The 24,973-nt window shown below is 62.8% G+C and carries 23 protein-coding genes; 11 read left to right on the top strand and 12 right to left on the bottom strand.

Annotated elements, in window-relative coordinates; all coding sequences use genetic code 11:
* The first annotated feature begins 38 nt into the window (after positions 1 to 38).
* Both ACR0LD_RS11475 and ACR0LD_RS11470 read left to right on the top strand, forming a co-directional pair.
* The gene (locus tag ACR0LD_RS11475; RefSeq protein WP_315901680.1) at positions 39 to 1,064 is read left to right on the top strand and encodes a LacI family DNA-binding transcriptional regulator; all 1,026 of its coding nucleotides are present in this window, start codon (positions 39 to 41) and stop codon (positions 1,062 to 1,064) included.
* Positions 1,039 to 2,283 carry a winged helix-turn-helix domain-containing protein gene (locus ACR0LD_RS11470; RefSeq protein WP_480637033.1) on the top strand — a complete coding sequence of 415 codons (1,245 nt, stop codon included), beginning with the start codon at positions 1,039 to 1,041 and terminating at the stop codon, positions 2,281 to 2,283. The genes ACR0LD_RS11475 and ACR0LD_RS11470 overlap by 26 nt, the downstream gene beginning before the upstream one ends.
* Before the next feature lie 25 nt (positions 2,284 to 2,308).
* On the opposite strand, the gene ACR0LD_RS11465 is transcribed toward ACR0LD_RS11470, so the two are convergent.
* The gene (locus tag ACR0LD_RS11465; RefSeq protein ID WP_480637031.1) at positions 2,309 to 3,007 is read right to left on the bottom strand and encodes a fumarylacetoacetate hydrolase family protein; all 699 of its coding nucleotides are present in this window, start codon (positions 3,005 to 3,007) and stop codon (positions 2,309 to 2,311) included.
* Positions 3,008 to 3,783: 776 nt separating this feature from the next.
* Here ACR0LD_RS11465 and ACR0LD_RS11460 point away from each other — a divergent pair.
* Together ACR0LD_RS11460 and ACR0LD_RS11455 are read left to right on the top strand one after the other, a co-directional pair.
* The gene (locus tag ACR0LD_RS11460) at positions 3,784 to 5,217 is read left to right on the top strand and encodes a pyridoxal phosphate-dependent decarboxylase family protein (protein ID WP_480637030.1); all 1,434 of its coding nucleotides are present in this window, start codon (positions 3,784 to 3,786) and stop codon (positions 5,215 to 5,217) included.
* Entirely contained in the window at positions 5,217 to 5,984 is a 768-nt protein-coding gene (locus tag ACR0LD_RS11455) for an HpcH/HpaI aldolase family protein (protein WP_480637028.1), read from the top strand. The genes ACR0LD_RS11460 and ACR0LD_RS11455 overlap by 1 nt, the downstream gene beginning before the upstream one ends.
* Positions 5,985 to 5,991: 7 nt before the next feature.
* Here the strand turns inward: ACR0LD_RS11455 and ACR0LD_RS11450 are convergent, their stop codons facing one another.
* On the bottom strand, positions 5,992 to 7,134 hold the full coding sequence (locus tag ACR0LD_RS11450; protein ID WP_480637026.1) for a DUF3095 domain-containing protein: 1,143 nt from the start codon (positions 7,132 to 7,134) through the stop codon (positions 5,992 to 5,994).
* A 136-nt stretch (positions 7,135 to 7,270) separates the two neighbouring features.
* Between ACR0LD_RS11450 and ACR0LD_RS11445 the strand changes: the two genes are divergently transcribed.
* The 3 genes from ACR0LD_RS11445 to ACR0LD_RS11435 all read left to right on the top strand — a co-directional run bounded on the left by ACR0LD_RS11445 (position 7,271) and on the right by ACR0LD_RS11435 (position 10,621).
* Positions 7,271 to 8,443: an MFS transporter gene (locus tag ACR0LD_RS11445; protein ID WP_170341450.1), complete on the top strand. Its 1,173-nt coding sequence runs from the start codon at positions 7,271 to 7,273 to the stop codon at positions 8,441 to 8,443.
* A gap of 20 nt (positions 8,444 to 8,463) precedes the next feature.
* On the top strand, positions 8,464 to 9,495 hold the full coding sequence (locus ACR0LD_RS11440) for a glycosyltransferase family 4 protein (RefSeq protein ID WP_480637024.1): 1,032 nt from the start codon (positions 8,464 to 8,466) through the stop codon (positions 9,493 to 9,495).
* 103 nt (positions 9,496 to 9,598) lie between these two features.
* Positions 9,599 to 10,621 (top strand): aspartate-semialdehyde dehydrogenase, encoded by a 1,023-nt coding sequence (locus tag ACR0LD_RS11435; RefSeq protein WP_170340798.1) that lies wholly within the window; start codon positions 9,599 to 9,601, stop codon positions 10,619 to 10,621.
* Between the two features lie 145 nt (positions 10,622 to 10,766).
* Here the strand turns inward: ACR0LD_RS11435 and ACR0LD_RS11430 are convergent, their stop codons facing one another.
* Complete coding sequence (locus tag ACR0LD_RS11430) at positions 10,767 to 11,123, bottom strand: hypothetical protein (protein WP_260063785.1); 357 nt, start codon at positions 11,121 to 11,123, stop codon at positions 10,767 to 10,769.
* On the opposite strand from ACR0LD_RS11430, the gene ACR0LD_RS11425 reads away from it, so the two are divergent.
* The gene (locus tag ACR0LD_RS11425; RefSeq protein ID WP_480637021.1) at positions 11,107 to 11,529 is read left to right on the top strand and encodes a hypothetical protein; all 423 of its coding nucleotides are present in this window, start codon (positions 11,107 to 11,109) and stop codon (positions 11,527 to 11,529) included. The two genes, ACR0LD_RS11430 and ACR0LD_RS11425, sit on opposite strands and share 17 nt — an antisense overlap.
* Positions 11,530 to 11,581: 52 nt before the next feature.
* On the opposite strand, the gene ACR0LD_RS11420 is transcribed toward ACR0LD_RS11425, so the two are convergent.
* The 5 genes from ACR0LD_RS11420 to ACR0LD_RS11400 all read right to left on the bottom strand — a co-directional run bounded on the left by ACR0LD_RS11420 (position 11,582) and on the right by ACR0LD_RS11400 (position 17,913).
* Positions 11,582 to 13,501: a DUF3604 domain-containing protein gene (locus ACR0LD_RS11420; RefSeq protein WP_480637019.1), complete on the bottom strand. Its 1,920-nt coding sequence runs from the start codon at positions 13,499 to 13,501 to the stop codon at positions 11,582 to 11,584.
* 162 nt (positions 13,502 to 13,663) lie between these two features.
* A complete protein-coding gene (locus tag ACR0LD_RS11415) occupies positions 13,664 to 15,709 on the bottom strand; it encodes an acyltransferase family protein (RefSeq protein WP_480637017.1) in 2,046 nt (681 codons plus the stop codon).
* A 198-nt stretch (positions 15,710 to 15,907) separates the two neighbouring features.
* The gene (locus tag ACR0LD_RS11410) at positions 15,908 to 16,219 is read right to left on the bottom strand and encodes a P-II family nitrogen regulator (RefSeq protein ID WP_093963956.1); all 312 of its coding nucleotides are present in this window, start codon (positions 16,217 to 16,219) and stop codon (positions 15,908 to 15,910) included.
* 4 nt (positions 16,220 to 16,223) lie between these two features.
* Positions 16,224 to 17,201 (bottom strand): sodium-dependent bicarbonate transport family permease, encoded by a 978-nt coding sequence (locus tag ACR0LD_RS11405; RefSeq protein WP_170364445.1) that lies wholly within the window; start codon positions 17,199 to 17,201, stop codon positions 16,224 to 16,226.
* A gap of 61 nt (positions 17,202 to 17,262) precedes the next feature.
* On the bottom strand, positions 17,263 to 17,913 hold the full coding sequence (locus tag ACR0LD_RS11400) for a carbonic anhydrase (RefSeq protein WP_170364443.1): 651 nt from the start codon (positions 17,911 to 17,913) through the stop codon (positions 17,263 to 17,265).
* 142 nt (positions 17,914 to 18,055) lie between these two features.
* Between ACR0LD_RS11400 and ACR0LD_RS11395 the strand changes: the two genes are divergently transcribed.
* The 3 genes from ACR0LD_RS11395 to ACR0LD_RS11385 all read left to right on the top strand — a co-directional run bounded on the left by ACR0LD_RS11395 (position 18,056) and on the right by ACR0LD_RS11385 (position 20,623).
* Positions 18,056 to 18,445: a hypothetical protein gene (locus tag ACR0LD_RS11395; protein ID WP_170340773.1), complete on the top strand. Its 390-nt coding sequence runs from the start codon at positions 18,056 to 18,058 to the stop codon at positions 18,443 to 18,445.
* Between the two features lie 61 nt (positions 18,446 to 18,506).
* Positions 18,507 to 19,889 (top strand): leucyl aminopeptidase family protein, encoded by a 1,383-nt coding sequence (locus ACR0LD_RS11390; protein ID WP_480637014.1) that lies wholly within the window; start codon positions 18,507 to 18,509, stop codon positions 19,887 to 19,889.
* On the top strand, positions 19,886 to 20,623 hold the full coding sequence (locus tag ACR0LD_RS11385; protein WP_480637011.1) for a C40 family peptidase: 738 nt from the start codon (positions 19,886 to 19,888) through the stop codon (positions 20,621 to 20,623). Before ACR0LD_RS11390 ends, ACR0LD_RS11385 begins: the two co-directional genes overlap by 4 nt.
* Here the strand turns inward: ACR0LD_RS11385 and ACR0LD_RS11380 are convergent.
* From ACR0LD_RS11380 to ACR0LD_RS11365, 4 genes are all read right to left on the bottom strand, one after another.
* Entirely contained in the window at positions 20,620 to 20,970 is a 351-nt protein-coding gene (locus ACR0LD_RS11380) for a DUF2794 domain-containing protein (protein WP_170342743.1), read from the bottom strand. The two genes, ACR0LD_RS11385 and ACR0LD_RS11380, sit on opposite strands and share 4 nt — an antisense overlap.
* A 73-nt stretch (positions 20,971 to 21,043) precedes the next feature.
* Positions 21,044 to 22,711: an ABC transporter permease gene (locus ACR0LD_RS11375; RefSeq protein ID WP_170391345.1), complete on the bottom strand. Its 1,668-nt coding sequence runs from the start codon at positions 22,709 to 22,711 to the stop codon at positions 21,044 to 21,046.
* 114 nt (positions 22,712 to 22,825) lie between these two features.
* A complete protein-coding gene (locus ACR0LD_RS11370; RefSeq protein ID WP_170593206.1) occupies positions 22,826 to 24,043 on the bottom strand; it encodes a phenylacetate--CoA ligase family protein in 1,218 nt (405 codons plus the stop codon).
* A 19-nt stretch (positions 24,044 to 24,062) separates the two neighbouring features.
* The gene (locus tag ACR0LD_RS11365; RefSeq protein WP_170342738.1) at positions 24,063 to 24,896 is read right to left on the bottom strand and encodes an ABC transporter ATP-binding protein; all 834 of its coding nucleotides are present in this window, start codon (positions 24,894 to 24,896) and stop codon (positions 24,063 to 24,065) included.
* Positions 24,897 to 24,973 lie beyond the last annotated feature (77 nt).

Genomic DNA, 24,973 nt, shown 5'->3' with positions numbered 1-24,973 from the left:
GCGCTAGCATCGGGGAAACAACAATGCAGGTATCCCCGGTGACAACAGAAACGAAACGCCCGCTTACCCTCCGTGATGTCTCAGAAGCGTCCGGTGTGTCGGAAATGACGGTCAGCCGGGTCCTGCGCAATCGGGGCGATGTGTCGGACGCGACCCGCACCCGGGTTCTGGCCGCCGCGAAAGAGCTGGGATACGTGCCCAACAAGATCGCCGGGGCACTGGCTTCGAGCCGGGTGAACCTGGTGGCTGTGATCATCCCGTCGCTGTCGAACATGGTCTTCCCCGAGGTGCTGACCGGCATCAACCAGGTGCTTGAGGATACCGAGCTGCAGCCCGTGGTCGGCGTCACCGACTATCTGCCGGAAAAAGAGGAAAAGGTCCTGTACGAGATGCTCTCGTGGCGTCCGTCGGGCGTTATCATCGCCGGGCTGGAACACACCGAGGCCGCGCGGGCCATGCTGGATTCGGCGGGCATTCCGGTGGTCGAGATAATGGATACGGACGGCAAGCCTGTGGACGCGATGGTGGGCATTTCGCACCGCCGGGCCGGGCGCGAGATGGCGCAAGCAATCCTGAAGGCCGGGTATCAGCATATCGGCTTCATGGGCACCAAGATGCCGCTGGACCACCGCGCGCGCAAACGGTTCGAGGGCTTCACCGAAGTTTTAGGCAAGCACGGGATCGAGATCGAGGACCGAGAGTTCTATTCCGGCGGTTCGGCCTTGGCCAAGGGGCGCGAGATGACCAAAGCCATGCTAGAACGCTCCCCAGAGTTGGATTTCCTGTATTATTCCAACGACATGATCGGCGCGGGCGGGCTGCTGTACCTGCTTGAGCAGGGTATCGACGTGCCCGGACAGATCGGCCTTGCGGGATTCAACAACGTCGAACTGCTGCAGGGTCTGCCGCGCAAGCTGGCCACCATGGACGCCTGCCGGCTTGAAATCGGTCGCAAGGCCGCGGAAGTCATCGCCGCCCAACTGGCCGACCCGAATACCGAGATCGAAACACGCATAACCTTGACCCCCAAGATCAGCTATGGCGACACGCTCAAGCGGCGCTGAACGGGGCAAGCTGCAACAACTCGACAATCGAACCGCCCGTGCGTTGTTCATGGACCGTCACGCGCTGGCGGAACAGCCCGCAGGTCCGGCCAAAGGGCCCGATCTGCTGCATCTGATCCACCGGCTGGGTTTCGTGCAGCTCGACAGCATCAACACCGTGGCGCGCGCCCATGACATGATCCTGTTCTCGCGCCGCCCATCCTATCGGCCGAACGACCTCAAGCGCCTGTACGAGCGCGACCGCAGCCTGTTCGAACACTGGACCCACGACGCCGCCGTGATCCCGATGGGGTTCTACCCGCATTGGCACCTGCGCTTCCAGCGCGACGCCGAGATGCTGCGGGCCCGCTGGCGCAACTGGCGACGCGACGGGTTCGAACAGCAGTTCGAAACCGTGCTGCGACACATCCGCGACCATGGCCCGGTGTGCTCGGCCGATCTGGGACAGGATGAGAAAAAGGGCTCGGGCGGCTGGTGGGATTGGCACCCCTCGAAAACGGCGTTGGAATACCTGTGGCGCTCGGGGGCGCTGACGGTGGTGGGGCGCCGAGGGTTTCAAAAACAATACGACCTGACCGAGCGCGTGATCGATACCCATCTGTGCCCCGGCGTGATGGAGTGTGACCACCAGGCGACGGTGGACTGGCTGTGCCACGCGGCGCTCGATCGGTTGGGCTTTGCCACCTCGGGCGAACTGGCCGCGTTTTGGGACACGGTCACCGCTGCCGAGGCGAAAGAGTGGTGCAAACAGGCTCTGACACGGGGGGATTTGCAGGAAATCGAAGTGGAATGCGCTGATGGTCGAATGCGCCGCGTGTTTGCGCGACCCGGCTTGGCGGACCAGGCTGCCGACCCTGCCCCCGCGCCGGGGCGTATCCGTGTGCTCAGCCCGTTCGACCCCATGCTGCGCGACCGAAACCGCGCCCAGCGCCTGTTCGGCTTCCACTATCGGATCGAGGTCTTCGTGCCCGAGGCCAAGCGCACCTATGGCTATTACGTCTTTCCGCTTCTCGAGAAAGACCTCCTGATCGGGCGGATCGACATGAAGGCCCATCGCGACGAAGGCACCTTGCGGGTCCGCGCCCTTTGGCCCGAGCGTGGGGTCCGGTGGTCGGACGCCCGCACCCGGCGGCTCGAAGCCGAGCTGGACCGGGTGCGCCGTTTTGCCGGGCTGGAACAGGTCGCCTTTGCCGCAGACTGGCTGCGCGCGCCTGTTTGATCGGCTGAAAGCCCTTTCATAGGGACTATTCCGCCGGCCCGAGAGCCAGGCGGATGGGGTCCAACCCGTCGATACCGCCGGTCAGCACGTCTCCGGCGACGACCGGGCCGACACCGGCAGGCGTTCCGGTCAGGATCAGATCGCCGGGCCGCAGGTGATAGAACCGGGACAGGTGCATGACGATCTCGTCGATCTTCCAGATCAGTTCGGACAGGGTGGCGTCCTGCCGGACCTCACCGTTCACGCTCAGATGGATGCGGATGTCATCGGTCGGCGCCCAATCGGCGGCGCGGGTCAGCGGCGCGAACACCGCGCCATTTTCCACATCCTTGCCCAGATCCCAGGGGCGCTGCTTGTTGCGCTCGCGGATCTGCAGGTCGCGCCGGGTCATGTCCAGCGCGCAGCAATATCCGAACACGGCATCCCAAGCCTGCTGCGACGTCGCCTGAAACACCGGGCGACCAATGGCCAGAGCCAGTTCCATTTCGTGATGATAATTCTCGGTGGCCGGCGGGTAAGGCACGGTTTGCCCGGTCAGAATGGCATTCTGCGGGGACTTGGTGAAATAGAACGGCGCCTCGCGGTCAACCTCGTTTCCCATCTCGGCCGCATGGGCGGCATAGTTCCGTCCCACGCAGAAGATGCGCCCCACCGGATAGGTGTTGGCCTCTCCAACTACTGGTATCTGCACCACATCCGGCAGGGAAAACAGAGATTTGGCCATGTTGCATCCTTTCCTTCATATTGCCGCGCAGACTAAAGGAGACACTCCGCTGTTCAACCCGGCAAACACGCCGATTATTGCCGGCCCGCCTGTACGTTTCGGCGCGAAGTTGCCAAGGCCGCGGACCTGGGCGCAAACCAGTTTCATCCGCGCAAACTATCCGTCTTTATTCTAGGGAAACTTGGGACCGCCCTGTTTAATAAACCGCACAGGCCGCGCATCATGAACGGAAATATCGGGCAGATATTCGAAGGCAGCGCAACAGGCCCACTGGCCGCGTCACCTTATTGCGACTTGGTTTCGCGGTCAGGTGCGCTAGATTTTCTTTCAGGCGGTCGGCGCGCCCAGCCAATCAAGCTTTGTTCATCAGCGTGCCACCGTCACGAATACCAAGGAAAAATTACGGTTTCGGAGAACCGCCGCTCTGGCCTCATCCCCCTGGGTGCTTGGGCTGCGCTGTCGGGGTGCAATTTGGGCACCTCACATTCTCCGATTCAGGGCCGGAGCCCTTCAACACAGGGATTCTTCGGCCCCGGGCCAGGCAAATAACTTCAGACACCGTCTGGCCACCCCGCCGGAGTCGGCCCCTAGTTTCTCCGGCGGGGTTCTCCGATCCGCACAGTCGGTGCGATTTTCTTTATTAGAGCCTGAGTTTGGCCCGAACGGCCGCCACGGTCCCACCTCACAGCGCCATCGTCGTCCGGAATTTGATTGACCTGCCCGCCTGCATCGCCATCACTTGCCCGCGAAAGATGCGAAGGCGGAAGGCAAGGCAGATGAGATGGGATGAATTCTCGGAATGGGGCAAACGCATTTCCGAGTGGACGCAGCATTATCACCAAACCGTCGGCCAGCACCCGGTGCGCGCCCGGACCGAGCCCGGCGAGGTGCTGAACGCGCTTCCCGCGACGGCGCCGGAGCATGGCGAACCGATAGAAGGGATTTTTCAAGACTTCGAGCGGATCGTGATGCCCGGCATCACCCATTGGCAGCACCCGCGCTTCTTCGCCTATTTCAACTCGAACGCCTCGGCGCCGTCGGTGCTGGCCGAGTTTCTGGCCAGCGCGATCGCGCCGCAATGCATGCTGTGGCAGACCTCGCCCGCGGCGACCGAGATGGAAACCCGGATGATGGACTGGCTGCGGCAGGCGCTGGACCTGCCCGAAGGCTTTGCAGGGGTGATCCAGGATTCAGCCTCGTCGGCCACGCTGGCCGCCGTTCTGACCATGCGGGAAAAGGCGCTGAACTGGCAGGGCAACCGTAAGGGTCTGTTCGGGCAGACACCCTTGCGCGTCTATTGCTCGTCCGAGGTGCACACATCAATCGACCGCGCCATCTGGGTGGCCGGGATCGGGCAGAACAACCTGGTGCGCGTCCCGATCAAGGGTGACTGGCGCGGGATGGACCCCGCCGCGCTCGAGGCCGCGATCCGGGCCGATCTGGACGCCGGACTTCACCCCGCGGGGGTGATCCTGTGCGTCGGCGGTACCGGGACCGGCGCGACCGATCCGGTGGATGAGTGTCTGAAGGTCGCGCAGAAATATGGGCTGTACACGCATGTGGATGCAGCCTGGGCCGGGTCGGCGATGATCTGCCCCGAATACCGCCACTATTGGCCGGGGATCGGCCAGGTCGACAGCATCGTTTTCAACCCGCACAAATGGCTGGGGGTTCAGTTCGACTGCTGCGCGCATTTCCTGAAAAACCCCGACGATCTGGTACAGACGCTGGCGATCAGCCCCGAATTCCTCAAAACCCACGGCAAGGACGGGATCGTCAACTACTCGGAATGGTCGGTGCCGCTGGGCCGTCGGTTCCGGGCGCTGAAACTGTGGTTCGTGATCCGCGCCTACGGGCTGGAAGGCTTGCGCGCGCGGCTGCGCAACCACGTCAACTGGTCGCGCGACCTGCATGATCGGCTGGCGGCCGAGCCGGATTTCCGGATCGCCACCCCGCCCATGTGGTCCCTGTGGACCTTCCGATATGAGCCACCCGGAGCCGCGGATCTGGACCACCTGAATCTGCGGCTGGTGAACGCCATCAACGATGACGGGCGCATCTATCTGACCCAGACCCGAGTCGATGGCGACATCGTCATCCGCTTTCAGGCTGGCCAGTTCGAAACCACCGAGGAGGACGTCCGGATGGCCTTTGACGTGATCACCGAAATCGCCCGCACCTTGCCCACACCCCCGCAGGAGGATCGCTGATGCCCGCCCCCAAAAACCTCTTCAAACAGGCTCTGATACAGGGCGAAATGCAGATCGGCTGCTGGATGAGCTTTGCCGAAGCCATCACCGCGGAAATCATGGGAACCGCCGGTTTCGACTGGCTGGTGATCGATGGCGAACATGCGCCGAATGACATCCGTTCGATCCGCGATCAGCTGATTGCGCTGGCCAACAGCCCCTCGCACCCGGTGGTGCGGCTGCCCATCGGCGAGACCTGGATGATCAAGACCGTGCTGGACGCCGGCGCCCAGACCATTCTGGTACCGATGGTCGAAAGCGCGGATCAGGCGCGCGAGCTGGTTCGGGCCTGCCAGTACCCGCCCAAAGGTGTGCGGGGTGTCGGGGCCGCCGCAACACGGGCGACAATGTACGGCACCATCCCCGATTACGTGGCAACGGCCGACCCCGAAATCTGTTTGCTGGTTCAGGTGGAAAACCTTGCGGGCATCGCCGCGCTGGACGACATCCTTCAGGTCGAGGGCGTGGATGGCGTTTTCATCGGCCCGGCCGATCTGTCCACCGACATGGGTTACAAAGGCGACAGCACGGTGCCGGAGGTGCGCACCGCCATCGCCGATGCTTTGAAGCGGATCCGGGCGGCAGGCAAGGCGCCGGGTATTCTGGGCACCAATGATGAAGCGGTTCAAGCGTATCGGGACATGGGCGCGCAGTTCCTGGCGGTCGGTATCGACGTCATGCTGCTGGCTCAGGCCGCCCGCGGGCTGGCCGCGAAATGGCGTTCCTGATGGCGGCTCACCCCTGCATTGCGGCGGCGGCCTGCGCATAACCGCCCGATGCACCATCGACGAAATGTACGTGATCGTCGCGCGTGGCGGCGGGCACGAAGCAGGTCATCATAGCCTCTTGCTGGGAATGGATGCCATATCTGATTTTGCCGCGTCCGCGCGCATCCTCAAGGGTCCGGGCGATGCGCGACAGGGTCTCGTCGTCGCAATCCAGCGTCATCTTCAACCCGTCATCAAATTTGCGGAAATCCGCATTTCGGCTGACCATGTTCTTGTAGTGGCCCGGCTCAAACTCGCCCAGTCGCTTGCCCGATTTGAACAGCAGCCAGATCAGCAAGTTCTGCACAAGCAACGCGGCCTTGCGCACGGCCAGATTGCGCCCAGCGCGCGAAACATGGGCATCCAGTGCAAGCCCCGGAGGTGGCCACTTGATCGGAGGGCCGCCGGCCGGCACGGGATGGCCCGCGCGCTCCAGAGCCTCGGATGCGGACAGAACTGATTGCGCCAGATCAGCAAAGTCGCGTTCTGTCGCCTGCGCAGTGGGCTGGATGACAAGTGAAACGATCTGCCCATGCCGCGCAGGGCTGTTGGACCAGCGGCAGGACAGTCCCGTCAGGTCGGGCTGCGCGTCGGACCCGGCGGGCGGAACCTCGTACCGGCCAGCCTTCATCTGCGCCTCGGCCCAGGCCAGTCCGCCACCGGTGAACATGGCGTAATCCACCCCCGAGGACGGCGCATAGCGCGCCACCCGCAAGTCGAGCCCCTCCGCGCGCAGGTCGGACACAGGAACTAAAGCCGCACGCAGCGCGATGCCGAACTCGGTTTCCGCCCAACTGCGCAGCGCAGCCAAGGTGTCGCGCGCCACGTCGGCATCCTCCTTCGGGATGGCAAATCCGGCGCCGTCGCCACCAAAAACATAGGGAAAAACCCGCCCGCTCAGCGCGTTGATCATGCCTGAGATCACCGCCGCGCCCACCATGTTCACCGTCTTGTAGCGACCACGCGCGATTTCGCCGGTCGAGTCCACGATATCCGCGACGCCCACGATCCAGTCATCCGGGACCGGGGTGAATTGTTCCGGATCCGACAGGGCAAGAAAGTCGCGTGTAATGGGTACGCGGTCGTAGAATCCGATATCGGCGGTCTTCATTGTCCCTCCCGTTTGCTTGCCGCAATGATAGCGTAGTGCGGGGGCGTTTCCCGATACTGCAACATATCACACGCGCTTGTGCATGGCATCGGGACGTGCCAAGCATCCCACCAAGACGGACGGCAAGGAGACCGACATGCAGGCAGGTTTGGTGATCTTGTGTCTGGCCTATGTCCTCAGCCAGTTCTTCCGCGCGTTCCTTGCGGTTCTGACTGCCGATCTGGCGCGAGACATCGGCGCCACGCCCGAAGATCTGGCCTGGGCCTCGGGTCTGTGGTTTCTGGTCTTTGCGGCGATGCAGATCCCGGTGGGCTGGGCGCTGGACCGGGTTGGCCCCCGGCAGACGGCGGCGGTTCTGCTACTGATCGGCGGCGCGGGTGGGGCCGCGGTGTTCGCGCTGGCCGCGACGCCCCTGCATGTGGCGGTGGCGATGGCGTTGATCGGGGTCGGGTGTTCGCCGGTTCTGATGGCCTCGTATTTCATCTTTGCCCGCGAATACCCGCCCGCGAAGTTCGCGACCCTGGCCGCTGTGATGCTGGGTGTGGGGTCAGTTGGCAACCTCGTGGCCTCGTACCCCACGGCGCTGGCGGTCGAGCTGATGGGCTGGCGCGCGACGCTGGCGGGGCTGGCCGCGATCTCAGGCGCCGTGGCAGTGGGCATCTGGGTCACTGTCAAAGACCCCGCGCGGGTGGTGTCCGAGCAGAAAGGGTCGGTTCTGGACCTGCTGCGTGAGCCTGCTTTGTGGGCCATTTTGCCCTTGATGCTGGTTGCCTATGCGCCCTCGGCCGCTCTGCGGGGGCTGTGGGCCGGCCCGTACCTGCTGGATGTTTTCGGGCTGAGCGCCACCCAGATCGGGCAGGCCACGCTGGTCATGGGCGCCGCGATGATCGCGGGCACCTTTGCCTATGGGCCGCTGGACCGGCTGCTGAACACCCGAAAATGGGTGATCTTCGGCGGCAACGCGCTGGCGGTGCTGGCGCTGGGGCTGCTGGGGCTGTGGGTCGCCGAGGCCGTCTGGCTGTCGGTTCTACTGATGGCGCTGATCGGGTTTCTGGGGGCATCCTTCCCGGTGATCATGGCGCATGGGCGCGCCTTCATCCCGGCGCATCTGGTGGGGCGCGGCGTGACCCTGCTGAACCTGTTTGGGATCGGCGGCGTGGGGCTGGCGCAATTCGCCACCGGCCGCATCCATGCGGCGACGGTGGACATGGGGCCAACCGCACCCTACACAGCGATATTCGCCTTCTTTGCCGTCACGCTGACGATCGGCTGCGTGATCTACCTGTTCAGCCGTGACAGCATGGAGTGAGACCCGCAGGAGCGCGCGCCGTGAACGACCCCGTTGTTATTGCCCCAAACCTCAAACGCCGCCTGTCCGGCGTGACCGCCACGATCGCGCGGCTGGTGCCGTTGCAGGCACAGTGGATCGACATCGCAGCCACCGGTCCGGGTCTGCCTTCGGACATCCCGCACATCCCGCTGGGCCGCCTGCCCTTTCTGTCGCGCAAGACGCTGCGGGTCTGGCACGCCCGCCGCAACACCGAGATGCTGCTGGGCCTGATCCTGCGCGACCTGCTGCGGCTGCGGCTGAAACTGCTGTTCACCAGCGCCTCGCAGCGGGCGCACACGGGCTATACCAAGTGGCTGATCGGCAAGATGGACGCGGTGGTGGCGACCTCGCGCAAGACGGCCGGATACCTCGAGCGCGACGCGCAGGTGATCATGCACGGCATCAACCTGCAGGATTTCACGCCACCCGCCGACAAGGCGGGGCTGCGGACGCAAATGGGCCTGCCCGACGGGCTGCTGCTGGGCTGCTATGGCCGCATCCGCCACCAGAAAGGCACCGACGCCTTCGTCGATGCGATGATCGACCTGTGCGGTCAGGTCCCCGACGTACATGGCATCGTCATGGGCCGCGCGACCGAGAAACACAGCGCTTTCCTGACCGAACTGAAGGAAAAGGTGGCCCAAGCCGGCCTGTCCGACCGCATCCTGTTCAAGCCCGAGGTCACCGTGGACAAGATTGCCCAATGGTACCAGGTGCTGGATCTGTTCATCGCCCCCCAACGCTGGGAGGGGTTCGGACTGACCCCCCTCGAAGCGATGGCCTGCGGTGTGCCGGTGGTGGCCACCGATGTGGGCGCATTCTCCGAGATCGTGACCGACCCGACGCTGGGTCGGGTGGTGCCTCCGGGCGACATTCCGGCGCTGGCCGCGGCCGCGGCCGAGATGCTGGCGGACCGTGATTCCCTGGCCCGCGCAGGCCGGGCCGCCCGCGCCCATGTGGAACGGAATTTCGACATCAACGGCGAGGCGCAGGCCCTTGTTGCGCTCTATCAGCAGCTGCTGAAGGCCTGAGTCGCCGCAAAACTGCGTCATTCGGTCAATTCCGCCGCGAAGGCCCTTTTTTATTTTCTGCAACGCGGCTATGAACGCGCGTCCTTAATTCAGGAGACTAGACATGGGCTATCGCGTCGTTGTCGTCGGCGCCACGGGTAACGTGGGCCGCGAAATGCTGAACATCCTGGCTGAACGCCAGTTCCCCGTGGACGAAATTGCCGTTCTGGCAAGCCGTCGTTCGCTGGGCACCGAAGTCAGCTTTGGCGACAAGACACTCAAGACCCAGGATCTGGACACTTTCGATTTCACCGGCTGGGACATGGCGCTGTTCGCCGTGGGGTCCGCCGCGACCAAGGATTACGCCCCCAAAGCGGCAGCGGCCGGCTGCGTGGTGATCGACAACTCGTCGCTCTATCGCTACGACCCCGAGATCCCGCTGATCGTGCCCGAGTGCAACCCGCAAGCGATCCACGACTACAAGAACAAAAACATCATCGCCAACCCCAACTGCTCGACCGCGCAGATGGTAGTGGCGCTGAAGCCGCTGCATGACCGCGCCAAGATCAAGCGCGTCGTGGTCTCGACCTATCAGTCGGTGTCGGGCGCCGGCAAGGAAGGCATGGACGAGCTGTGGGATCAGACCAAGGCCGTCTACAACCCGATCAACGAGGTCGCCCCGAAGAAATTCCAGAAGCAGATCGCCTTCAACGTCATTCCGCATATCGACGTCTTCATGGAAGACGGCTCGACCAAGGAAGAGTGGAAGATGGTCGTCGAGACCAAGAAGATCGTCGACCCGTCGATCAAGGTCACCGCGACCTGTGTGCGGGTGCCGGTTTTTGTCGGACATTCGGAATCGGTGAACATCGAGTTCGAGGAATTCCTGGACGAGGACGAGGCCCGTGACATCCTGCGCGAAGCTCCGGGCGTGATGGTGATCGACAAGCGCGAGGCCGGTGGCTATGTCACGCCGGTTGAATGCGTAGGCGATTTCGCCACCTTCATCAGCCGTATCCGTCAGGACTCGACCGTGGAAAACGGCCTGAACCTGTGGTGCGTCTCGGACAACCTGCGCAAAGGCGCGGCTCTGAACGCGGTTCAGATCGCCGAGCTGCTGGGCCGCGAGGTCCTGAAGAAGGGCTGATAGCCGGACCAGACTGAAATCTTAAAACCCCGCGGCATGGGCTGCGGGGTTTTCATTTTTTGGCAATGCGAGAAGGAAGGCGCGCCAGGCATCACCGCAGGTTCTGCCCAAGCAAAAGTAAATTCGCCAGGTGAATATCTACTATTCACATAATCAATTTTTCATATTTCACAGCTGCTGGTATTTTTCCGCCCATTGAAGGCGCCTTCGTTTCAATCTCAGCCGAGGGGAAACGAGCCATGATTGACCAAACAGAGCCTGACCTGTCGCAGGAACCGGGGTTCGACACCGCGCGATCCCACCAGCTCTGGAACCGCTGACTAGGCCGATGTTTTTCTGGCCTTCGGTGCTCGACGCCGCACTGCCAGACGGTTCGGGCCGGGTTGGGCAGCATGGTTCGGATGCCCGCGTCAGAACACACCTTTTCCGGCAAACCCAGTTTTCCACGCCCCGTACGGCTCATCGAATATTCAAAGGAGACCGTTATGACCAGATTGCCCATCTTTTTTCTGACCACCGCAGCAATATTTGCCGTTTTGGGCATGTTGTGGGGAATCCAGATGTCCGCCAGCCATGATCACACGCTGTCCCCGGCACATGGCCACCTGAACCTGATCGGGTTCGTTGCGCTGGCAGTGTTCGGATTCTACTACGCTCTGACCCCCGAGGCGGTGCGCAGCGGTCTGGCGAAACTCCACTATGGGCTGTCCGTGGCAACCGTGCTGGTGCTCGTTCCCGGAATCGTGCTGGCAATCACCGAAAGGGGCGAAACCCTTGCCCAGATCGGATCGCTTCTGGCTGTTCTGACCATGGTCCTGTTCGTGTTCATCCTGCTGCGTCACGGTTTCGGAGCGACAGACGCGGACAACCGCAGGCCGGTGGCCGGCAATCCCAACCCAGCCGAATGAACAAGACCGCCCCGCCTGCGCGAGGCGGGGCTTCGCTCAACGGAACGACCGTTTATCCCGGGATGTACCAGATTGGCGACGTATAGGCCCGTTCGGTCGTGATCATCGGAACATAGTCTGGCATCTCGATCCCGAACCGTTTGGCCTCGTAGGCGGTCCAGCGGGGGGTCGGGATCTCAATCACACGGGCATAGTAGAACGCAGACAGGTTGGGATCGAAATCTGGATCCTGCCACGTGGTGATCAACTCACTTGCTCCGATGGTGTTGGTCCACGTGGCGTTCTCGACATCGACGGTGTTGCCGACTTCGGGCAGCTTGCCGTTCTCGTCCAGCTGGCGATCGCCGGCCCAGACGACGTTGTAGACTTTCTCCTGCAAGGCCCCGTCAGCATCGACCCAGCCCTTGACGATCTGAATGCGATCCAGGTTGCCGGAAATCGGGTCCTTCAATGCAAAAACAAGAAAGTTCGGAGCCCGCCCATCGGGAGACGCCTGCAGGTTGCCCCCCATCGGTACGCCTTTTTTGTAGCCGGCATCCGCAGGAACACGGCTTGCGGCATCCTCATCGTTGAAGTCATAGCCGCCGAAAAACCGAACCCCCATACGCGACCCCGTGGTCGCGTAGGTCTCCCTACGTTGCATCGCGTCAAAGATCGCCTCGCGGGTGTTTTCCGTCGCCCAGACCGCACCCAGTCCACCAGCGGCCTGTTTCCAGCCATAGATCGACAGCTCTGGATCGGGTGCTTCGATTACCAGGTGTTCCCAACGGTTCGGGCCGGGCTCGACCCCGGAATGTTTGCCGAAAAAGTTGTCTTCCTGGGCCGTTGCCATACCGGTATGCGAATCCGTCGCGCCGACCATCCCGAACTTGAACGGGTTCACACCCAGCTCCTGTTCGATCTTGAGCCCGCGCTTCAACGCCTCTCGTGCATACTCACCGGCCAGCATCTCTGGTTGCTTCAACTCGGTTCCGTTCAGATTGGCCGCGTCCCATGTGTCGAAATCTGCGAACTCGTCATCGGGGCTGAGGAACGGATGCGCCTCACCGTCGCCCTTGATCTGCGTCGGTTCGTACAGCGGCTCGAACCGGGCGCGCAGGCTTGCGATCTCCTGGGTCAGTGCGGATCCATCATAGGCGTTCAGAGAGAACATCCGCCCGTTCGACAGGTTGCCGTTATGCGCGATGGCCAGGACCTCGCCGCCTGTCCGTTCCTCGTATTCGGCCAGAAAGGCCCACAGGTCCTCGGGGTTCTTGCTGTCATATTGCGAGAACGGGCGGGTCTGGTTGGCCCGGTCGCGCCCATCGCGGAACAGCACGTTCCGGTGCAGGTTGTTGGCGCCCTCGGTGGTGTATTCATAGCCGATGATGGCTGAAAAGACCCCCGGCTCGTTGAAGCTGTCGGCAAGGGCCGTGTACGCCTCCCACGCATGCTTGATGGCCTTCGGGTTGTCGATGGGCGGGACGTCATCCGACAACGAGGCGACGATCTCCATTGCCGTGTCAAACGCAAGCTGGCTGTCACCCGCCGTCAGCGCCTCGTACCAGGCCTTGCCCTGGGGTGTCGCCAGAACCTCGGCGTCTCCGGCCAGCAGTTGCGGCATCAGCCCATACATCTCGGCATGGTCCGAGACGACCAGCCAATCGAGCGGACGGGACAGCTTGGCCCGAAGGCCGTGGGTTGTCGTGACCTCTTCGCCGCGGGCAAAGCGAAACGCCTGTTCCTGGGTCAGCCGGGTCATCGTGCCGGCGTCAACCGAAACCGAAGTATGCAGATGCGAGTCTCCCCACAGCGGCCGTTGGGGAAAATTCCGCCCCGCATAGGGAGAGAAATCATCAGGCGCCAATACGACGTCCGTGCTGTCCTGCTCGGTCTGGAATTCCTGCGCGGACACGGATGTGGCGGTCAGCGCGGCCAGACAGGCCAATGTCCACAAGGGACGTTGTGAAACGATTGCGAAAGACTTGGTCATAAAATCACTCCCAGGTGTGGCATTTCCATTCGGTTGGTTCCGGAAACGACGGCAGCCTATCACGGAATTGGATATTCGAATAAAATTACCTGATGACGTAACCCGTGCCACGCGCTGCAGTACCGCGGCGCGCGGGCGGCAGACCAATGCAGGGCTGAGGACTCACTCCCCGGTCGGCGCGCTCTGGGCCAGGTCGGCGTTCTGTTGAAACTGGCTGCAGGGACGGTCATTAGCAGGACCCACAGCGCCAGTGTCGGCTGGCCCATTAGGTTCGTCCCCGAACAGGAACCATCCACCGGTGCGGCACCCAAGTTCGCGCGAACCTTCTTTCGAGAGATGGCGACCATCCCGATAGTATGCCGTCGTGCCGTCGCTGGCGCGGCACATGCCGTCAGCATCGCAGAGTATCCGATCCAGCCAGACGACTTTGTGGCGGCCCTCGAGCTGGTGCAGCATCTCAGCAACCTCAAGAAGCTCCGGCTGTATGTCCGCGAACGAATAGTCGCACAGATCCGGGTCAGCGCCTCGGAGTTCTGCATTCACCGCGCAATAGCCCAGGTTTTGGCCATTCGAGGGGGGCGGAGACACAACGATCGGGGTTTTACCGGCCGACACAAGCCGTTCGAGCGTTTTTTCCAAGTTCCGCAGAACCGTGCTCTGCGGGCCTTCGGGGTCCATTGCACCGTCAACGGCGGCGAGTCCGCCGGGCTCGAACAGGTAGTAGAACGGCGATGAGACGATGACATAGTCAATGCTGTCGGTCGAAGTGACATAATCCAGCACCTGGTCGCTGAAATCCAGACAGGCTTGCGGGGATTCTCCGGTCCGGCCGCGATCGGCAAAGGCGATACCGGCGATCGGCGCGCAGAGCGACTTGGTCAGCTGGACGACCCCAAGCTCGGGATAGGCCGCGGTCAGGCCGACCACCAGATGCATGGCGAAACTGTCCCCCCAAACCGCAACCTTGGGAGACTCGGAAGTCGCACAGCTGTCCGGCACCGGCATCCGACCGTTGCATTCATTGCTCAAACCGCGGTTCGGAGCCAGGCTTTCGGTCAGCCTTGGCAGATCGAGATCGCGCAGCGCCTTGCGATCGGGCGCGCCATCGGTTGCGAAGATCAACACCCCGACCGAGAACACCAAAGCCGATATCGCGGCGCTTCCGATGAAGATCCCCCGGCGGCTGAACAGACCTTCCCTGCGACGGCGAAAGGGTTGCTCGACGAAGCGCCATGTCAAGGCGGAGAGCACAAAGGCCAGCACAACAAGGCTGGCGATGGTCAGCGGCGTTGAGGCCGGAACACTCCGGATCTTGGCAAAGACCAACAAAGGGTAGTGCCACAGATAAAGGCTGTAGCTGATCAGGCCGATCCAGACCATTATCCGAGACGACAACAGCGCCCCCACCGGGTCCCGTTGGCTGGCGAAAAGGATGACCAGAACGGTTCCCAGAACGGGCACGGCCGTAAGGATTGACGGGTGCGGCGTGTACCGGTCGAACATCACGTAAGACACCAGCAGCCCGGCCATGCCCAGCAGGGGCAGCACAGTCGAGAAACGCCCCTTGTCCTGCCGCGGAACGAAGGCGCATATCGCGCCGGCCAAAAGCTCCCACGCGCGGGTATAGATGAGGTAGAACCCTGCCCTCGGTTCGTTTTCCGATGTCCACTGCGCCAGCAACAGACTAGCCAAAAGCAACACCGTTAGGCCAATGATGCAGGTCCGGGTCCCTCTTCGAAACAGAAACAGCAGCAGTAGCGGAAACAGCAGGTAGAACTGTTCTTCCACCGCAAGGCTCCAGGTGTGGAGGAGCGGATGCATGTCGAATTCATCCGCGAAATAGTCCTTGTTCCGGAAGAAGAAGACGTTCGACAGGAAAACCGCGACGGATGACAGGCTTCGCGAATAGACCCTGAGATCGGCCGGCAGCATCCAGATCCACGCCAGGCAGGTCGTCCCGGCCAGAACCACAAAAAGGGCCGGAAGAATCCGCCTGGCTCGCCTTTCGTAGAAATCAACGATGGACAACCGTCCGCGTTGAATATCCCCGATCAGAAGCGACGTGATCAAGTAGCCGCTGATGACGAAGAAGACATCAACACCCAGAAACCCACCGGACAGCCATGACAATCCGGCGTGGTAGAAGACCACTGGCAACACGGCAATTGCCCGAAGGCCGTCAATTTCCCTTCTGTAGGCGATGCTCAATACGGCCAACCTCAAGATGCTGGCTGAAATGCTAGCGCCCGTCCGGGTTGCCATCAACGATGTTTGTCAGTCAGCCCGCTCTGAAGGAAAATGTGTGGTTTTGCGAACAGGGGTTTGCCTGTTCGCTCCGCACATCGTGCATGGGTCCACGCCATGAATCCGGTAGTTAGGCGCGCATCCGATCCCAAGATCTCCGGGTCAGAAACGCTCGGCCCGCAGAACCTGGCAATCGGTGACGCTTACAACCCCGATATGGCGATCAAGTACGGGAAGGATCGCGCTCAGCAGCCCGTCCAAGCGGTCGGGGCGAATGATGCAGATGACCTGAACCATCCCGCTGGCGCGGCTGACCTGGCCAGAACGGCTCCATTCACCCGATCGTCCCGATCCGCCGAGCACCGGCAGGATCGTGAACCCGGTCACACCTTGATCGACCAGAGCATCCGTCAGACGGGATTTCACGATGGCTTCGATGGTGATCTCGACCCGTTTGGCATCATGTGTCTGCATCGTCTTATCCTCCGGTAACGGCCCGGGCGACCGAGACGTAGATCGGCAGGCCCAGCGCCAGGTTGAATGGGAACGTGACGCCCAAAGACAGGGTCAGATAGATGGACGGGTTCGCCTCGGGCACGGCCACGCGCATCGCCGCCGGAACCGCGATGTACGAGGCGGAGGCGCCCAACACCATCAGCAACACCGCTCCGCCGGTGGACAGACCCAACAGGAGCGCGGCCACCAACCCGGCACCGGCCCCGATCAGGGGCATCAGCACGCCGAAGCCAAGCAGACCCATCGTGATCAGCCCGCGCCCGGCACGCAATCCGCGCCCGGCGACGATACCCATGTCCAGCAGGAACAGGCACAGAACCCCCTTGAACGGTGCGACCACGAAGCTGCTGATCTCGGCCAGACCGTCCTCGCCCGTGATCCAGCCGATTGCAAACGACCCGACCAGCAGAACGATCGAACCATTGAGGGCAATCTCGCGCCAGAGATCCGAGTCCATCCGGCGGGCTCCGCCGCCGCGGGAGATCAGCCACAGAGCGGACAGGATCGCCGGCGCTTCCATCGCCGCCGCAACGGCCACCATGTAGCCCTCGTACATCAGGCCCTGACTTTCCAGAACCGACGTACCGGCCACGAATGTGACGATCGAGATTGAGCCGTAATGCGCTGCAACCGCGCCTGCGTTGACATGGTCAAGGTTGGTCAGCACGCGCAACAGGCCGAACGCCACCAGGGGCAGCAATGCGGACAGAATGACACCTGCAATGAGGGACAAGCCAAGCGTGGCGTCGATCCCGTGTGCGGCAACACTGACACCACCCTTGAAGCCGATCGCAAACAGCAGATAGATCGACATCGCCTTGGCGATGGCCTCGGGAATAGTCAGGTCAGATCGGGCCAATGCGGCTGTCAGACCAAGCACAAAACTGAGAATGATCGGCGAGACCAGATTGTCGGCCGCCAAAGACAACAGGTTTTCCATACAGTCACCGCACCCTAATTGAACTATCGTTCAATTAGGGTGCGTTTCTCCGATTTAAAGACTAAACCGGCAGGAATTTTTTTCCTGACGGATCATAATACTCCAGACCGCCTTCGCCGATGTCGGTCCACAAGCCGTGCAGCGATATCGAGTCGTTCTGTACGGCCTCGGCCACGAACGGGAAGGTCATCAGGTTTTCGAGCGACGCGACAACCGCCTGACGCTCGAACTGGCGCGCTTGTTCGGCGGGGTCCTCGACATCGGAGACCAGATCGAATTTCGGTTTGAGGATGTCCATCCAGCGTCCGACAAAGCTCTCTTTGGCTTCCAGTTGCGGCGCTTCGCCCTTGCACATGTCGATACAGCCCTGCACCCCACCGCATTGCGAATGTCCCAGTACGATCAGATGCGCCACTTTCAATGCCGTCACCGCATATTCGATGGTTGCACTGGTGCCGTGGCGCTCGCCATCCGGTTCGTAGGGCGGCACCAGGTTGGCAATATTGCGGTGGATAAAAAACTCGCCCTGGTCGGCCCCGAAAATCGAGGTGACATGGACCCGGCTGTCACAGCAGGAAATCACCATCGCACGCGGACGCTGCCCCTCGGTCGCCAGCCGGCGGTACCAGGCCTGGTTTTCGGAATAGGACGTGGCTTTCCAACCGTGGTACCGTTTGACCAGATAGCTCGGCAGAGGTTTGGCGTGGTGCATCGCGTTTTCCCAAATTTGCAGTTCGACCGCCGATCTAACGCAAGTTCGAACAAAATTCGAGACATTATCCCGATTGGCCGAAAGGAATTGCAAAGGTCTTTTGTGACAGGTTCGCAGATGCCGTGGGGGCAGAAAGATTGGGGTGAATGAGGTGGACAAGATCGTCACGCTTGAACAGAAGGAGTCCGTGCGGCTGGATCCGGACCGGCTGAACGGGCTGTATCGGCAATTGGGTGACACGAACGCGGTCGACGTTCTGTGCCGAACGGTCGAGGAGCTGGCAGTACGCCTGTCGAATTGTGAACGGCTCTGGCGTCAACGTGACTGGGCGGGGCTGCGCAAATGCGCCAAGTCTCTGGTCGCGATATCCGAACAGGTCGGCATGACGGCGCTGGCCCGGGTCGCCGGCGACGTGGCCCGGACGGTAGATGCCGGCGATGCGGTGGCGACCGGAGCCACGCTCAGCCGACTGATCCGGGTGGGCGAACGGTCGCTGACCGCAGTATGGGATCAACAGGATCTTTCGATATGACGGGTTGCGGGCGAACAACAGGCGGCTAGTGTAGGCGGCACCAGAACAGTCCGAGGCGCCCATGTCCCTGTCTTTTGCACCTTCCGATGCTCCTGCCATTGATCTGCATGTTCTTGCGCAGGACGGGCTCGAGCCCTGGCTGAAGTCTCAGCCCGATGAGACACAGGCCTGGGTGGTCGCGAACGGGTTCACCGGCGCAATCGGGCAGGTTCTGCTGGTTCCCGGACCGACGGGTGCGCCGCAATTCGCGCTGGCAGGCTATGGAACAGATACCCGGCGCGCTCGGGTACGCTTTCCGCTTGCCGCCGCCGCCGAGGTTCTGCCCGAAGGCACTTACCGGATTGCGTCCGGTTTGCCGGCAGACAGAGCCGAAATCGAAGCCTTGGGCTGGTTGCTGACCGGGTACAGTTTCGACCGATATGCCGAACAGTCCGGCGCGAAGGCCCGATTGGTCGCCCCGGACGGTGTGAATGCTCCGCGGATTGAGATCATGGCCAATGCCGAAGCTCTCACCCGTGACCTGGTCAACACTCCGACGGCCGACATGGGACCTCAGGCCCTGCAAGACGCCGTTGAAACGCTGGCACAGGAGTACGGGGCTCGTTGTGCCGTCACCATTGGCGACAGCTTGCTGGAACAGAACTTTCCCATGATCCACGCGGTGGGTCGGGCCGCCGAACAGGCTCCGCGCCTGATCGAGATGACCTGGGGCACAAGCGGTCCGAAGCTGACCTTGGTCGGCAAGGGCGTCTGCTTTGACACCGGCGGACTGAACCTGAAGCCCGGTGCCTCGATGGGGTTGATGAAAAAGGACATGGGCGGCGCGGCGAACGTGCTGGGACTGGCGCGCATGATCATGGCGCTGGATCTGCCGCTGCAGTTGCGCGTGCTGATCCCGGCGGTGGAAAACGCGGTGGCGGGCAACGCGTTCCGGCCGGGCGACATCCTGACCTCACGCAAGGGCCTGACGGTCGAGATCAACAACACCGATGCCGAGGGGCGGCTGGTTCTGGCCGACGCGCTGGCGCTGGCGGATGAGGGTGCGCCGGATCTGGTGGTCTCGATGGCGACGCTGACCGGCGCGGCGCGGGTGGCGGTGGGGGCGGATCTGGCCCCGTTCTACACCGATGACGATGCCGCCGCGCAGGCGTTGGCGCAGGCCGCCGTTCAGGCGGCTGACCCGGTCTGGCGGATGCCATTCCACACGCCCTATGAGACGTTGATCGAGCCGGGCATCGCCGATCTCGACAACGCGCCGGCGGGCGGGTTCGCGGGGTCGATCACCGCGGCGTTGTTCCTGCGGCGGTTCGTGGAAAACAGCCGGTACATGCATTTCGACATCTACTCCTGGCAAAAGGCCAAAGAGCCCGGCCGCAGCAAAGGCGGGTTGGGACAAGGGCCGCGCGCCCTGCTGACCGCCCTGCCCGGGATGCTGGGCCTGTGAACCGCGCGCGCGTCATCCGCCCCGTCGCGGACCTGCTGCGCAACCCCAAGGGCCCGCGCGACCGTCAGCTGCTGTATGGCGACGGCCTTGACGTCACCGAACAGTCCGGCGGCTGGTGCCGGGTGGTTTCCGACAAGGATGGGTATCAAGGCTGGCTGCGCGCAGACCAGTTGGGCCCTGACGCCCCGGCCACGCATTGGATCTGGGCCCCGGCGACCCATGCCTATTCGGAACCCGACATCAAAAGCCCCGACCGGGTCAGCCTGAGCTTTGGCAGCCGGATCGTGGTGCTGTCGCAGCAGGACCGCTTTGTCGAGACCGAGCTTGGGTTCATCCCCGCAGTGCATGTCAAATCGGTCGGAACCCTGCTGAACGACCCCGTCGCGGTGGCCGAACTGTTTCTGGGCACCCCCTACCTGTGGGGCGGCAACAGCCGGTGGGGGCTGGATTGCTCAGGCCTGATTCAGGCCGGGCTGCTGGCCTGTGGCGTTGCCTGCCCCGGCGACAGCGGCGACCAAGAGCGGGAGCTTGGCACGGCACTGCCCGATGGCACCCCGGCACAGCGTGGCGATCTGTTGTTCTGGAAAGGCCATGTGGCCTGGGTGTCCGGCGACAACATGCTGCTGCATGCCAATGCCCATCACATGGCGGTGGTATTTGAACCGATGGATCAGGCCATTGCCCGGATCGAAGCCCAAGGCGACGGGCCAGTCACGGCGCACAAGCGGCTCTAATCCGGGTCGACCGAGCGGATCAGCTTGCGCTCCAGCACCCGCAGGACGGCGCGCAGGTCGTGCCCGCGTTTCAGGATGCGCCCGTCCATACCCATCACCGAATACATCCCCTGCTTTGAACGCAGCCGGGGGTGTTTTTCAACACGATAGATCGGGTGCTCGGCGGTACGCCGGAAGATCGAGAATATGGCAACGTCGCGCAGATTTGATATTCCGTAGTCACGCCATTCTCCGGCGGCGACCATCCGTCCATAGACGGAGAGAATCTGTGACATCTCTTGCCGGTTGAAGGCCACCGGCATCTGGACCGGACTTGCAGGGTTCCGGCTGGGAGGCTGCATGTTCATGTCTTCAGCCTTGCCGGAAAATGCGATCAGATCAAGCCTGTCACGACATGGTGTGGTATTTTTGAACCGCCCGTCAGGGACGGCGCCCGACCTGGCGGCAGATCAGGATGACCGGCAGCAGCCCCACGGCCAGGATCACCAGCGACGGAACGGCCGCGCCCTCCAACCGTTCGTCCGAGGCCAGCCGATAAGCCTGAACCGCGAGCGTGTCAAAGTTGAAGGGCCGCATGATCAGCGTGGCCGGCAGTTCCTTCATCACGTCCACGAACACGATCAGCAGCGCCGTCAGCAGCGAGGGCGTGAGGATCGGCAGATGCACCCGCCGCAACGTGCCCAATGGCGTCTGCCCCAGCGAGCGGGCAGCGGCATCCATGTTGGCATGCACCGTGCTCTGCCCACTTTCATAGGCACTCAGCGCGGCGGCCAAAAAACGCACCATGTAGGCCGCCACCAACAGCCAGATCGAGCCCGTGACCAGCAACCCGGTCGACACGCCGAAGGTCTGCCGCATCCAGGCATCCAGCGCGTTGTCGAACCCGGCAAAGGGCACGATCAACCCCACCGCGATCACGCCGCCCGGCACGGCATAGCCCAACCGCGCCACATAAGCCGCCATGGCCGAACCGCGCCCGGGTCTCAGCCGTTGGAAGAAACCGACGCAGACCGCGGCGCAGACGGTGATCACCGCTGCTGTTCCTGCCAGCGTCAGAGAGTTCCGAATGAACCCGAGATAGCGGGCCGAAAGCAGGTTCTGCTCGGACTCCAATCCCATCTGCGTCAGCACGATCACCGGAAGCAGAAAGCCGAACAAAACCGGAATGGCGCACAAAACCCATGCCGCCACGGCCTGCCAGCCGCTCAGCTGTGCAGCGGGCAATGCCGCGTGGCGTTTGCCGGGTTGGTAGTATTTGGCCTTGCCACGCTGGGTGCGCTCGGTCACGGCCATGACCAGCGCAAAGGCCAGAAGGCACAGCGCCAGTTGCGCCGCCGCGGCGCGATCGGCCATGGAAAACCAGCTGGTGTAGATGCCGGTGGCAAAGGTCTGAACCCCGAAATAGGCGACCGTACCGAAATCAGCGATGGTCTCCATCACCGCCAGCAGCACGCCGCCGGCAATCGCGGGCCGCGCCATTGGCAGCGAGACCCGCCAAAAGGCTGACCATGGGCTGCTGCCCAGCGCCCGCGCCGCCAGAAAGGCGGTGGCGCTTTGCTGCAGAAAGGCCGCGCGCGCCAACAGATAGACATAGGGGTACAGCACCAGGATCAGCATCACCGCCGCGCCCTCGGTCGAGCGGATCTCGGGGAACCAATAGTCGCGCGGGCCCCAGCCGGTCACTTGGCGCAGCGTGGTCTGAACGATGCCGGGATGATCGAGGATGAAGGTATAGGCATAGGCCAGCACATAGGCTGGAAAGGCCAGCGGCAGCACCAATGCCACCTCGAACAGGCGTACGCCGGGAAAACGGGTCATGGTGACCAGCCACGCGGCTCCGACCCCGATGGCGAATGTTCCCACCGAAACCAATGAGACCAGGATCAGCGTGGTGGCCGCATAGCCGGGCAGGACCGTGTCCAGCAGATGCCGGATCGTGTCAGTGCCGCCGGTGACGGCCGCCAGCACCACGGCGACCATCGGTAACAGGCAGGCCGCCGCCACCAGATAGGCCAAGGCCCCGACGAACCGGGTACCCAAAGCCCCGCGGTTGCGCGATCCATGTTCTGAGAATTCGATCTGGGCCATGGCCTCGGGTCGGCAAAGGTTGCGGTTCCCCTTTAATCGACCAAAAAACTCGGAAACGCCAGTGGGCAGGCACAGGTTTCTGCGGCGCATTTGGCCGCAGAACCCCGGGCCGCATCAGTCGTAGACGCGCTGATCCTCGATCACCAGCCCGTCCTTGGGCAGCGAACCGGGCGGCACCACCTGAACCGTGCCCTTCAGCTTGAGCACCTCGACCACAGACTTGGCATAGGTGCCATCATCGCCGCCGGGGCTTTCGATCTGCACGGTCATCGTGTCCATCTCGCCCTGCCGGGCAGCGATGACGCGGGCCTTGACGATCTCGTCATGCTTGGCGACCAGCGCGGCCACCTGTTCGGGGCGCACGAACATGCCCTTGATCTTGGTGGTCTGGTCGGCGCGCCCCATCCAGCCCTTGATGCGCAGGTTGGTGCGGCCGCAGGGCGACTGCCCGGGCAGCACTGCAGAAAGATCACCGGTGGCAAAGCGGATCAGCGGATAGTCGGGGTTGAGGGAGGTCACCACGACCTCGCCGACCTCGCCTTCCGCCACCGGTGTTCCGGTGCCGGGGGTAACGATTTCCACGATGACATGCTCGTCGATGATCATGCCCTCCATTGCGGCGCTTTCATAGGCGATGTTGCCCAGATCGGCCGTGGCATAGCATTGCAGGCAGGAAATGCCGCGATCGGCATAGGCCTGGCGCAGGCTGGGGAACAATGCCCCGCCGCCGACGACCGCCTTCGAGAAGTTCAGAGCGACGCCCATCTCGTCGGCCTTGTCCAGGATCACCTTCAGGTAATCGGGCGTGCCGGCATAGGCGGTGCAGCCCACGTCGCGCGCGGCGGTCACCTGCAACTCGGTCTGGCCGGTGCCAGCGGGCAGCACGGCGGCACCCACGGCACGCGCACCGTTTTCAAAGATCATGCCCGCCGGTGTGAGGTGATAACCAAAGCAGTTCTGCACGATATCGCCCCGACCCACACCCGCCGCATGCAGGAACCGGCCCATGCGCCACCAGTCGTGATCGACTCCGCCGGGTTCATAGATCGGCCCGGGTGACTGGAACACATGGGCAAAGCCATGCGCGGGTTTGACCGTAAAGCCGCCAAAGGGCGGGTGCTGACCCTGCGCTTTGGTCAGGTCGGACTTGCGCAGAACCGGCAGCTTGGGCAGATCCGCGATGGTCTGGATCGCGTCCAGATCGACATCGGCGAAATGGGCCGCGAAACCGGGCGCGGATTTCGCCCGCGCCAGCTGTTCGCGCAGACCGGCCGATTGCTCGGCGGCGCGCTGATCGGCCGAACGGGTTTCCAGAGCGTCGTAGAATGTCATCGCCAGATCCTCCATCCGCTCACAGCCACCTTTTGCGGCGACGATATGACCGCACGTCGCGGAAGCTCTTGCGGCCTTCGTCGGACATGCCGAGGTAGAATTCCTTGACGTCCGGGTTCTCGCGTAGTTCGGCGGCAGGGCCGTCCATCACCACGCGCCCCGATTCCAGGATATATCCGTAATGGGCAAAGCGCAGCGCCACGTTGGTGTTCTGCTCGGCCAGCAGGAAGGACACGCCTTCCTGTTCGTTCAGGTCCTTCACGATGGTGAAGATCTCCTCGACCAGCTGCGGCGCAAGGCCCATCGAGGGCTCGTCCAGCAGGATCGTCTCGGGGCGGCTCATCAGCGCGCGGCCCATGGCGACCATCTGCTGCTCCCCACCCGAGGTATAGCCCGCCTGTGACCGACGCCGCTCTTTCAAGCGGGGGAAATAGTTGTAGACCAGTTCGAGGTCCTGCTGGATGGCGGCCTTGCCGTCCTTGCGGGTATAGGCCCCGGTCAGCAGGTTTTCCTCGACGGTCAGATGTTCGAAACAGTGGCGGCCTTCCATCACCTGGATGACGCCCTTCTGCACCAGATCGGCCGGATCGCTCTCGTGCACGTTCTGGCCGCGATACTTGATCGAGCCCTTGGTGACCTCGCCGCGTTCGGAATGCAGCAGGTTCGACACCGCCTTGAGCGTCGTCGTCTTGCCGGCCCCGTTGCCGCCCAGCAGCGCGGTGATCCCGCCCTTGGGCACGGTCAGGCTGACGCCTTTCAGCACGAGGATCACATGGTTGTAGATCACCTCGATATTGTTGACCTCAAGCAGGGTTTCCGCCTGCACGTCAGTGGTTTGTGCCGCATCCAGCATCAGCGCGTGTCCTCATGCCTGCCCCGTTCGGGGCTTGTCCGGTTCGGGACGGCGGTCAGCCGCCGTCCCGGTGTTCG

The organism is Ruegeria sp. BF8 (assembly GCF_056538625.1).
This window is presented reverse-complemented; position numbering and strand designations above follow the sequence as displayed.